We start from the raw sequence: 10,720 nt of genomic DNA, 5'->3' as shown, positions 1-10,720 counted from the left end.
GTAAGCGGTCGCTGGACGGCACGGTCAGTTTAGCTTGACAGCTTGAAGTTCCACGGCAGCAGATCGTCGAGGCGGCTTTGCGGGTGGCCATTGGCGATCGCTGTGAGGGTGGCCTTGAGATAGGCGAAGGGTTCGATGCCGTTGATCTTGCAGGTCTCGATCAGCGAGGCGATGCGGCCCCAGGCGATGCCGCCCTCGTCGTGACCCGCAAAGAGGGCGTTCTTGCGATTTAGAGTGATGGGGCGGATCAGGTTTTCGACGCGGTTGTTGTCGATCTCGACGCGCCCGTCGGTCAGAAAGGTTTGCAAACCGTCCCAGTGATTGTGGATGTAGGTCAGCTTTTCGCCCAGCCGGGATTTAGCGGAGATCTTGCGGCGTTGTGCTTGCAGCCAATCACCGAATGCCACGACCAGTGGAGCACTGCGGCTTTGACGGGCAGACAGACGCTGGCCGGGCGAGACGCCACGGATATCGGCTTCAACGGTATAGATTTCGGCGATGCGGCGCAGGCCTTCGGCGGCGATCTCTGAACCATCGCGGTCAAAGACTTCCTTCAGCTTGCGGCGCGCGTGTGCCCAGCAATGGGCCACCCGAATGGGGGCACCGCCCTTGCGGGTCAGTTTGGTCAGTCGGTTGTAGCCCTGGTATCCGTCGATCTGCAGGATGCCGTCAAAGCCTGTCAGGAATGTTTCGGCATTCTCGCCCGCCCGACCGGGTGCATAGAAGTAGACCACACCGGGCGGATCTTCACCGCCCCATGGCCGGTCATCGCGGGCCAGGGCCCAGAGATAGCCAGTTTTGGTTTTACCGCGACCCGGATCCAGCACCGGGGCCGTGGTTTCGTCCATGAACAGCTTGCCGGATCGTTTCAGATGTTCGGCGAGCCGGTCGACGACGGGCTTGAGGTGGAACGCTGCCTTGCCGACCCAATCCGCCAGCACGGCACGGTGCAGATCAAGGCCTGCGCGCGCCAGGATCTGGCTTTGGCGGTATAATGGCAGGTGGTCAGCGTATTTACTGACCAACACATGGGCGATGCTGGCCTCAGTTGGCAACCCACCCATGATCAGGTGCGCTGGTGCTGGAGCTTGGGTCACACCGTCGGTGCAGGTCCGGCAGGCGTATTTGGGCCGGACGGTGACAATCACACGCAACTGGGCCGGCACGATGTCGAGCCGTTCACTGCGATCTTCGCCGATCTTGTGCATGACGCCGCAGCCACAAGGGCAGATCAGGCTATCGGGTTCGATAACCTCTTCGATGCGCGGCAGTGCGGCGGGCAGGTTGCCGATGGTGCGCTTTGGCGCAGGTTTGGCTGCCGTCTTGTCATCCGTTTTGGCAGCCAGATGTTCCTTCTCTGCCTCGACCTCGGCCAGCGCGATGGACAGGTCCTCGAAGGCCAGTTGCCGCTCATCCTCAGACAGCTTTTCCGACCGTTTGCCACGCAGGGCATGGTTCAGTTCGGCAATCAGATGCTGTTGGCGTTGGGTAATATCCTGAAGCGCTGCGATCGTTTCCATCAATGACGCAACCACTGCACGCTGCGCGGCAGGGATGGTGGAAAGGTCAATGACAGGCGTTTCAATCATGACCCGAGATTATGATAAAAACCCCAGTAAAAACACGCAAAAGAGAATGGTTGTTTCATTCTGTCGCAGTGGGTGGGCGTGTCTCCAGCGCCTTGACACGGCGCCAGTCCAGCCCGGCAAACAGGGCCTCGAACTGGGCGTGGTTCAGCGCCATCATCCCGTCCTTGATCGCAGGCCAAGTGAAGGTTGCCTCCTCCAATCGCTTATACGCCATCACCAGCCCAGACCCATCCCAATACAACAGCTTCAGCCGATCCGCCCTGCGCGAGCGGAAGACAAACACCGTCCCCGTGAACGGATCCTTGCGCAGCACCGATGACACGATTGCCGCCAACCCATCGTGACCTTTGCGAAAGTCCACAGGCTGCGTCGAGACCAGAACCCGCATGCGGTTTGAAGGGAACATCATGGCCGTGCCCCGATTGCACGCACGATCTCGGCTATCCGGTCAGAACGCGTCTCTGCGTCCAATCGGATCGTGACTTGGCCCATCGCAATCTCGATTGGTGCCGAGGGCGGTGCTGCAGGCGTGACTGGCTGCCCCGCAACAGCTGGCACATGCACCCCGCCGTTATCCGACACCATGACCGGCGCAAAACAGAAGCTGTCATCTTCAACCGCAGGCAAAACCAGCCGGCCATCGCGTGCCCGACTGCGCCATTCTGAAAGCTGGTTCGCGCGAAGCCCATAACGCGCAGCAACCGCATTCACCGTCGCACCCGGCTTCAACGTCTCAGCGACGATCAGCGCCTTGACCTCGTCGGGCCAGCGCCGCTGACCATTCCCCCGTATCTCTACGCCATAGTCCCTGAGAAACTCACCCGTAGTTGCCATCGCGAAACTCCCGCACCAATATCCGTCAGGCGCGGCATCGCAGGTCAGGCTATCGGCTGGAAGGTGGGGGCCAGGAAACGCTTACGGAGGATTTAGTCTCGGTGCCGACAAGTTCGGCCAGAGAGTAGCCCAACTCCCGGGCGAGAGCTTCCACCTTGGCGCGGGCTTCCGCCTTCTGCCGATCCTCATAGCTGGAGATCGCCTTGGCGACGTCCCTCTGCATTTTCTTCAGCTCGCCGAGCGACAGTGCCTCGAGATCGTAATCAGCCATTGATGCGGTCCGTATCCTGAATGTTCCGGTATCGATAGCCCGTCGCGGCAAGGCACCGCAACTCCCGTAGGCAGGGGGGCAGGTGACGATGGTTGGTTGATCTGCAGTCTTTGCCGCCAGTTACGGGTGCTGGGCTTGGGTTCAGGCAGTCCCGATTGGCAGGGTGACAGGGTCTGGCATGGGCTCCCCGCGTATCTCTGTCTTCTGGTCCATCCCTTCGACTGACAATCCCCTAATCCCGTTCGGCCTCCTGCGCGCAACCCCGCGTCAGCCCGGGCCGTGTTGGCCGCCTATGGCGTCCTGCCCGCTCCACCCCGGTCCTTTGGGGGTTTCCGGCGTCCGTTCCGTCCACCGTGCACGCGTCACCCGACGGGCTTTTTCCGGGTCTTGTCGAAGGGACGGTCCCGAAGACAGGAAACACAGGAGCTAATCATGCAAAACATCGTCATCCTCGCCGGCAACATCGGCCAAAAACCCGAAGCCCGCACCACCCAGGGCGGCACCAACATCATCAACTTCAGCCTCGCCACCTCGCGCCCCCGCCTCTCGGAAGGTCGCGTCCTTCGCGACGAGAACGGCTACCGTGTCATGGACACCGAATGGCACCGCATCACCTGCTTCAACGGTCTCGGCAAGACCGTCGCCGAGCATTGCGAAAAGGGCATGAAGGTCCTCGTCCACGGCCGCATCCACTACAGCAAGTGGATCGACAGCATGGGCAACGACCGCTACGGCTGCGAGATCATCGCCGAGAAGGTCGACTTCCTGAGCCGCCCGAAGTCAGCCGAGAACGAAAATCCCGAGCTGGTCGACCGCGACGACGAGATCCCGTTCTGAGGAACGGAGTCTCCCCTCGGGCCCGGCGGGGCAACCCGCCGGTTTCTCGTACTCTCGGCATCAACGGGGTTGGCTAAATTGTCTTTTGGCAACCTTGAATTGCCGAAACTCGCTCACCAAATAGTGACTGCCCGCGGGAAATGGCTCACGGGTTTGGCCGTTGAACTTGTCAACCTCTTTATGGTGACCTGGCAGCACGATGCCGAACAGCATCTCTGCGACCAGAGCCAGACGGAATGAGACACTGAGCATAGCTCGGACCTCCACGGTTACATTATACCACCTCGCGTTTCGAGACCCGTGTCTGCGAGGCGTTCGGAAGTGAGACGCTGAACGTATACGCTGACAGAAGGTGGCGTGCGTTCGGGGGACGCCCGGCCTAAAAACCGGAGCCCAGGGTCAGGGCCAGTCCTCCGAACTCTGCGATAAGGAGGCTGAATGCCGCTCGATTGGTTTAAGTCCAGAGGCTACCGCCATTTCGATCTGCCCGTTGGCGAGAAGTTCGCTAGGAAGGTAATGGACCCGAACTTCGTGATTCAGCACTCGTTTGTCCCGCTGCTTCACTACACGAAGTCCGAGAAACGCTACAAGAAATGCCCGAAGACCGGGAAACGGACGATCACCTCGAAGGACCGCCCGATCAAGTATGCATCGCACCGGGACGCCTGCATACTTTCGTTCTACGCCAGCGAAATGAACAAATTTCTGGATGCCCATTATGACGCCGCAGGTCTGTCCGATAGCGTTCTCGCCTATCGTGCCCTCGGTCGCGGCAACTACGATTTCTCGGCGGAAGTGCTTGCGTTTGCCAAGACCCATGCTCCCGTCACGATCTTGGCGTTCGACGTCAGCAGCTTCTTCGACAATCTTGACCACACGCTCCTGAAGCGCCGCCTAAAGGCAGTGCTGGGCGTAACGTCACTTCCCGAACACTGGATGCGCGTATTTCGGGCGATCACCGCCTTCCACTACGTCGATATGGAAGAACTCAAGGCGAACGCCACGTTCTCCTCCCGGCTCAAGGAGAATGGCCGGGACCGGATCGCCAGCGTCGAAGAGCTCAAGGCAAATGGCATCAAGTTCCACCCGAACCCCGAACTGGCAAAGGGGCATCGGCGAGGCATCCCTCAGGGCACCCCCATCAGCGCAGCAGCGTCGAACCTATACATGATTGACTTCGACGAGGCTGCACGCGCTTTTTGCGACAGCATCGGTGCGCTGTATCGCCGCTATTCGGACGACATCTTGGTGATCTGCGACCCTGCTCACGCCGCAGCAGCCGAAGCAGAGATCATGGATCTCATCAAGGCAGAGAAGCTGGATATCTCTCCGCACAAGACTGAAAGGACCGAGTTTACGGGCACGGGCGCCGTGGCGGGGAAAGCGGCCCAGTACCTTGGCTTCGCGCTCCACGAGGCGGGGCCTGCAATTCGCGAAAGCTCCCTCGCTCGGCAATGGCGCAAGATGAAAAGGGCGATGCGTCGGACCCGCAAGATCGCCGAGCGAAATATCGCATCTGGAAAATCGACTAAGGCACACACCAAGCGCCTGTATCGCCGGTTCGCCCACCTGAAGGTGCGTGACGACGAAGGTGTTCGGATCGTGCGAAATTTTTCTTCCTATGGACGGCGCAGCGCCTCCGCATTCGGTGGTGACGAAAAGATCACTCAGCAGATCAAGCGGTTTGAACGCGCCGCGCTCCGTGAGATCCAGGAACTTAAGAAGATCAAGTAGACTTGCTCTTCTTCTTATTGGACCAGATTGCGTTTTACTGATCGTGCATTCACATCGTTGCGGAAGTTAACTCGTCGGCGCCGGGCTTTGAAGAGTGAGAGACGTGCCGGTTTCCCGGTGACGGGTTGAGGGCTGGGAGAGTGGCTTCCGGCGCCCGTTGCGGGAGATAGCCGATGGGCGTTGTAGAAGTTCTGGATCCGGTCGCACCGGCGAGGGCTGGTGGCTGGAAGGTGGACGTGAGCCGGGGTGAGCGGAACGGGCGGGTGTCGTCCGAATGGTTCAACCGGCCCGATGACGAGCGGTACCTGTCGCTCGATGATCTCTGGGCTAATGCGAAAGGCCGGTCGGAACGCAGCCGCAGCCGTGTGGTCCAGACGGCCGACATCCGGGTCGAGGCCGCGCGCGATAACCCCGAGCGGTTGCAACTGATGCTGCCGAAAGCCGAGGCGCCTGTCGCGCCGACGCATTGGGCGTTCGGCCAGCTTGCCAGCATTGTCGGCGCACCGGCCTCCTATCTGCGGCAGTTGCCCGCGCCGCTGGCGGGGATCAACCTGCAATACGGTCTGACCAACCACCGCGCCGAGCAGGTCAAGACTTTTGAGACCGAAGATGGCCGAACGGAACTGCGCGCCGTGACCGGCCCCGACTATGGCCGCATCCATGACCATGAGCTGGTTGAGGCAGTGCAGCGCATCGCGGGCAATGGCACCGGTGACACGCGCTGGAAGGTGCCGGGCGTGCTGGATTGGTCGACCGGGGTCTACAACCCCGATGTCGAAATCAGCCGTGACACGACCACGCTCTATGCCTCGGACCGCGATGTGTTCCTGTTCCTGGTCGATGATCGCAACCCGATCGAGGCGGGCAAGTTGGCGGACGGCTCTCCCGACCTCTACTTCCGGGGCTTTTACTGCTGGAATTCGGAGGTGGGCGCCAAGACCCTCGGCATGGCGAGCTTCTACCTGCGGGCAGTGTGCCAGAACCGCAACCTCTGGGGCGTCGAGGATTTCCAGGAGATCCGCATCCGGCATTCGAAATACGCGGCCTCGCGCTTCGCCCATGAGGCGGCCCCGGCGCTGACGCGCTTTGCCAATTCCTCACCGCAGGGTTTCGTGAACGGCATCAAGGCCGCGCGGCAGCAGATCGTCGCGCGAACGGACGAAGACCGGGACGACTTCCTGCGCAAGCGCGGCTTCTCGAAGGCGGAGTCCGGCAAGATCATCGAGAAGGTGCTGATGGAAGAGGGCCGCCCGCCGGAAAGCATCTTCGACTTCGTGCAGGGTATCACGCGGCTTGCGCGCGACAAGACCCAGCAGGATGCCCGCCTCGACATGGAAGGGCGCGCCAAGAAGCTCCTCGACCGGGTCGGCTGACGCCGAGACCTACAACGCGACCGCCCTCGCGCGCGGCGGTCGCGCTTTCCCTCCCACATGCATGCCACTGGCCCCGCCCGAAAAGGGCAGGGCGCTTCGGCCTGCGCACGTTAGCGAGACCCCCATGACCCCCCAGGAAGAAACCGTCATCCTCGAGGCCCGTGACATCCTCGGCCGCTATCTCAGTCAGAACCCGGTCATTGGCAGCTGGAAGGCGTTGATGGACTATTGCGCTATGACCGTCCGAGGTCCCATCGAGCGCTTTCACGTCCTCTATCTCGACCGCAAGAACCGCATCATCTCCGATGAGCTTCTCTCGACCGGCACGGTCGACCATGTCCCTGTCTATCCGCGCGAGGTGATCAAGCTGGCGCTGATGCTGAACGCCAGCGCCCTGATCCTGATCCACAACCACCCTTCTGGCGATCCGACGCCCTCGGAGGCCGATCTCAGCATGACCAAGGAGATCCAGAAGGGCTGCAAGTATCTCGGCCTGACGCTGCACGACCACATCATCGTCGGCGCCGGGACTGAGCTGAGCCTGCGAGCTTTGCGCAAGCTTTGAGGGCCTGTCGGACCCATCGCCGCCGCCCCTTCGAGGAAGAGGGCGGCGGTTTGGTCTTTGACGGTGAAGCGGGGAGAGAGGCTTCCCGCGACGTCGGAGATACACCCATGTTCGATCTGCACTTGCCCATCCACCCGACCGTCTACGCGCGGGGCATCCCGCCGCGTTTTCCCTCGGGCGGGGCTGACCCCAGTCACCCCTTCGCCCTGACCCTGTCGCGCCGCGCACCGGCCGACCTTATGTCGGGCCGAGCCGTCCCTATGGTCCTCGCTCGCTTCGCGACGCTGGCCGAGGCCATGCAGGGCGCGATCGACCATGCCGAGAGGATGGCCCCGGATGCCGCGCCCCAGCTCTTGGCGATCCTTGACCGCGACGACCGTCTTGTGCTGGCCGGGGCCGCCAGCGACCACGCCGTCGCCTGGTGCCACCCGGTGACGAGCACGGCTGAGGCACGTGGCGTCGTGACCGAGGCGAGCCAGCTGCGCGCGCAGGCAGGCCGCGCGGCCGCCTGGGGTGAGCCCGATCTGGCAGTTCGGCTGCGCCACCGCGCCGATCTTCTCGATGCGCGTCTCGTCGACCCGCTCTGGCGCACCTTCGCCGCCCGGGCGCTGCAGGTCGCTGCGTGAGGCCCGAGAGGCAGAGAGGGGCAGGGGGGATTTGGAGCTTGTCCGGGGGAGAGAGATCGCCCGGCCCGGCTTCGATCCCTTCCCATTACCGGAGACACCCGATGACCTTGACTGAACCCACCCTCACGCCGCCGATGGCGCCCTCGACCGTCGATATGGGCCAGATCTTCGCCGCGCATGCCGAGCGCGCGGCCCGGATCGACGCGCTGCGTCCCGGCAACAAGGACCGCCTCTTTGATGGCCTCACGGTCGCCGGCATCACCCATGTCACCGTGACCTTTGACGGTGCCGGTGACAGCGGCCAGATCGAAAGCATCGGGGCATGGTCCGGTGAAACCGCCGTCGAGTTTCCCGCCACTGAAGTCGAGTACGCCGCGCTCACCTGGGACGACCCCGAGGTCGAGATGCGCAGCCTGCCACTGGAGGATGTTGTCGAGCAGCTGGCCTATGACTTCCTCTCCGACACCCATGGCGGCTGGGAAAACAACGACGGCGCCTGGGGCGAGTTCTGCTTCGACGCGGCGGCCCGTTGCATCCACCTCGAGTTCAACGAGCGCTTCACCTCGTCCGAACTCTACACCCATGATTTCTGAGGGGGCAGCGATGGCACATCCCTATCACCACGCCCTCTCCTCGGTGAAGAAATGGGGCGGTACGGTCGACGATTTCATCTCGGTGCATGCCTGGTTCGATGTTATCCGGACAATCAAGCTGTTTTTGTTCTCCCGACCTGGGTTTGTCGTGGTTGTCCATGGGAGGGCCCCCGCCGCCCGCGTAGCGCGGATACGCGCGCAGCGAAGCGGGCGGCGGGGAGGTACCTGTGGGCTACCGCGACATTTTCCGTGCCGCTTCGACCGTCTGCCCGACCTCCTGGGCCGCGTCTGAGACTGGCTCGCCCAGTTCGACGAGAAGCTGTTCGATGCGGGAAGCTATTCCTGAATGCCGTTCGATCTCTCGTGTCCAACCGCGGCAACGCGCATCTTCCGTCAGATTGAGTTCGAGGCGATGGCGCGCTCGCAGCCTCGGCGCATAGGATCGGGTGGTGACGAATTTGGCGCAGTTCAGATAGAGGTCGCATTCACAGGGACCTTCTTCCGGCAGCCGGAGACAATGGCCGAGTTCGAGCTCGGTCTTCAGGAAGTTGCACTTCATCCAATCGACCGTGCTTTGCGGCAGGCGCTGATTGCGGATGATCTCTGCCGCGGGTCCGGCGATCGGCGCATCAGGTTTCAACACGGCCTGATAGTCCGCGAGCACCGCTTCATCGCTGACACGGATATAGACCATCGACATGTGCGGGCTTTGATGCCCAAGCACGTCCATGATCGTCTGCATCCGCGCACCGCCTTCGGCGAGTTCCGTGCCGACCGTATGGCGGAAGCGATGTGCCGAGATGAGGTTCTGCCCTTTTCCGTCGACCAGGCCGAGTCGGTGAGAGATGTCTTTGAGTGGATAATTGAACAGGTAGTCGGGCGAGATCGCGACACCGCGGCGGTAGAAGAGCAACTTGACGTATTGGCCGGTTCTGGCATCCGGGACCGGGCGTTCGTCCGACTTTGCGCGCAGGTCGATGACCTTGCGAAGAGCTTCAGCAGCCTCAGGGTGAAGCGGCACGAGCCGTTCCCTGTAGGTCTTTCCCGCCGGAATGCGCAGCCGTGGCGTTCCGTCCGGATAGGCGTCCAGACAGTCGACGGGCAACCTTGCGATCTCTGTCCGACGGGCGCCGGACCATCGCGCGATCAGAATCGCGGCGCGCTGGAAATCGCAGGGAAGCTTGCGGACCTCTTCCATGAGCGGGCCAAGCTGTTCGGCGGGGATATACCGAGGCAAGCGCTGCGGAAGGCGGGGAAGATCGCGGGTGTTCAGAACTGGTCGCGTCGGGAAATCCGGCCATTCCCAGGCCGCCCCCTCGCTGAGGAATTGCGCGACATGAAGTGCACGGGATCTTTGGGCGGTAATCGACAATGGACGCTTGGTTCTGGCGCCGACTTGGCTCCTAAGATCGATCAGGAAGGCGGTCATTACCTCGGACGTGACATTTGCGAACTTCTCGATCTTTGGATCGTGGCGAACCAGGAAGTCGACAAAGCGGCGGAGCGACACGGCGCAGTGGTCGACCGTCACCCTGGAAAGGCTGGTGCGCTTGATCTCCAGCCAGCGCTCGATGAAAACACCCATATCCGGCCTCGGATAGACATAAGGCCTGCGCTTGTCGGCGGTCATTCGCGGTCGCGCGATGCCGTTGCCGAGGTGGTGCAGGACAAGCTGTGTCTGTCGGACATAGCGGTGCCAGAAATGGGCGGTCGTCTTGGCCTTCTGCGGGTCGTAGCCATGGAAGCGCTTCATCAGGGAAGACGCCGCATATGCAGAAATTGCATCGTTCAACGCTTCGAGGTCGTCGGAGGTGATCAGGTCAGGCGAACGTATGCCGGCATGAAGCGCGATGCGGGAAACCACCCAGATGGCCGACCCCTGTGGTGTCGTCTGGTGATACCCCATCGCTTTCTGGCGCTTGCGGAGATCCGGAATGCCCAGATCGATGCCCAGCTGATTTGCGAGTTGGGCGGCATACATGGGCGAAATCGACAGGAGAAACCCATAGTCGAGGCGGAGGCGGTCCGTGAAGGCGAGGTAGTAGAGATATTGCCGCGCCCAGAACGAGGCGGGGTGTTCAGGTGTGAAGGCGGACGTTCCGTGAAGTCGGCCGAGCCGAACCTCAAGCGGTTGTTCGCACCAAAGAGCGAGATCGGGAAAAGCGGCGACGAACTCTCGACGTTGAGCGATATACCGGTTCTTCATATTGCGGGTCATGTCGAGGCTGAGGATGGATGCGCGGTATTCCTCCTCCCCGCTATGCGACGGCGCGATGTCGGTCGGAAACGTCATCAGGG

At 61.9% G+C, this 10,720-nt stretch carries 10 protein-coding genes and 2 pseudogenes; 7 read left to right on the top strand and 5 right to left on the bottom strand.

Annotated features, from left to right (window positions below):
- Positions 1-29 precede the first annotated feature (29 nt).
- The 4 genes and pseudogenes from tnpC to ACP16H_RS24715 all read right to left on the bottom strand — a co-directional run.
- A complete protein-coding gene (gene tnpC, locus ACP16H_RS24730) occupies positions 30-1,520 on the bottom strand; it encodes an IS66 family transposase (RefSeq protein ID WP_425074648.1) in 1,491 nt (496 codons plus the stop codon).
- Positions 1,521-1,644: 124 nt separating this feature from the next.
- Positions 1,645-1,998, bottom strand: a complete 354-nt coding sequence (tnpB, locus tag ACP16H_RS24725) for an IS66 family insertion sequence element accessory protein TnpB (RefSeq protein ID WP_425074649.1) — start codon at positions 1,996-1,998, stop codon at positions 1,645-1,647.
- Positions 1,995-2,423 (bottom strand): IS66-like element accessory protein TnpA, encoded by a 429-nt coding sequence (gene tnpA / locus ACP16H_RS24720; protein WP_425074650.1) that lies wholly within the window; start codon positions 2,421-2,423, stop codon positions 1,995-1,997. The genes tnpB and tnpA overlap by 4 nt, the downstream gene beginning before the upstream one ends.
- A gap of 85 nt (positions 2,424-2,508) precedes the next feature.
- Positions 2,509-2,694, bottom strand: a pseudogene (locus ACP16H_RS24715) (transcriptional regulator); the annotation flags it as partial.
- A 432-nt stretch (positions 2,695-3,126) separates the two neighbouring features.
- Between ACP16H_RS24715 and ACP16H_RS24710 the strand changes: the two are divergent.
- From ACP16H_RS24710 to ACP16H_RS24680, 7 genes and pseudogenes are all read left to right on the top strand, one after another.
- Positions 3,127-3,531: a single-stranded DNA-binding protein gene (locus ACP16H_RS24710; protein ID WP_111369326.1), complete on the top strand. Its 405-nt coding sequence runs from the start codon at positions 3,127-3,129 to the stop codon at positions 3,529-3,531.
- A 438-nt stretch (positions 3,532-3,969) separates the two neighbouring features.
- Positions 3,970-5,265 (top strand): reverse transcriptase/maturase family protein, encoded by a 1,296-nt coding sequence (locus ACP16H_RS24705; protein WP_111369328.1) that lies wholly within the window; start codon positions 3,970-3,972, stop codon positions 5,263-5,265.
- A 173-nt stretch (positions 5,266-5,438) separates the two neighbouring features.
- A complete protein-coding gene (locus ACP16H_RS24700; protein WP_425074836.1) occupies positions 5,439-6,638 on the top strand; it encodes a DUF932 domain-containing protein in 1,200 nt (399 codons plus the stop codon).
- Positions 6,639-6,762: 124 nt separating this feature from the next.
- Positions 6,763-7,203 (top strand): JAB domain-containing protein, encoded by a 441-nt coding sequence (locus ACP16H_RS24695; RefSeq protein ID WP_425074835.1) that lies wholly within the window; start codon positions 6,763-6,765, stop codon positions 7,201-7,203.
- A gap of 107 nt (positions 7,204-7,310) precedes the next feature.
- The gene (locus ACP16H_RS24690; protein ID WP_425074834.1) at positions 7,311-7,829 is read left to right on the top strand and encodes a DNA repair protein RadC; all 519 of its coding nucleotides are present in this window, start codon (positions 7,311-7,313) and stop codon (positions 7,827-7,829) included.
- Positions 7,830-7,930: 101 nt separating this feature from the next.
- Complete coding sequence (locus tag ACP16H_RS24685; protein WP_425074833.1) at positions 7,931-8,422, top strand: DUF6878 family protein; 492 nt, start codon at positions 7,931-7,933, stop codon at positions 8,420-8,422.
- Between the two features lie 10 nt (positions 8,423-8,432).
- Positions 8,433-8,537, top strand: a pseudogene (locus tag ACP16H_RS24680) (DUF6915 family protein); the annotation flags it as partial.
- 117 nt (positions 8,538-8,654) lie between these two features.
- Here ACP16H_RS24680 and ACP16H_RS24675 read toward each other — a convergent pair.
- Positions 8,655-10,715: a tyrosine-type recombinase/integrase gene (locus tag ACP16H_RS24675; protein WP_425074832.1), complete on the bottom strand. Its 2,061-nt coding sequence runs from the start codon at positions 10,713-10,715 to the stop codon at positions 8,655-8,657.
- Positions 10,716-10,720 lie beyond the last annotated feature (5 nt).

It is taken from the genome of Sagittula sp. S175 (genome assembly GCF_049800975.1).
Classification (GTDB): domain Bacteria; phylum Pseudomonadota; class Alphaproteobacteria; order Rhodobacterales; family Rhodobacteraceae; genus Sagittula.
Note: the sequence above shows the minus strand (reverse complement) of the source record. Positions and strands in the feature narration are given on the sequence as shown.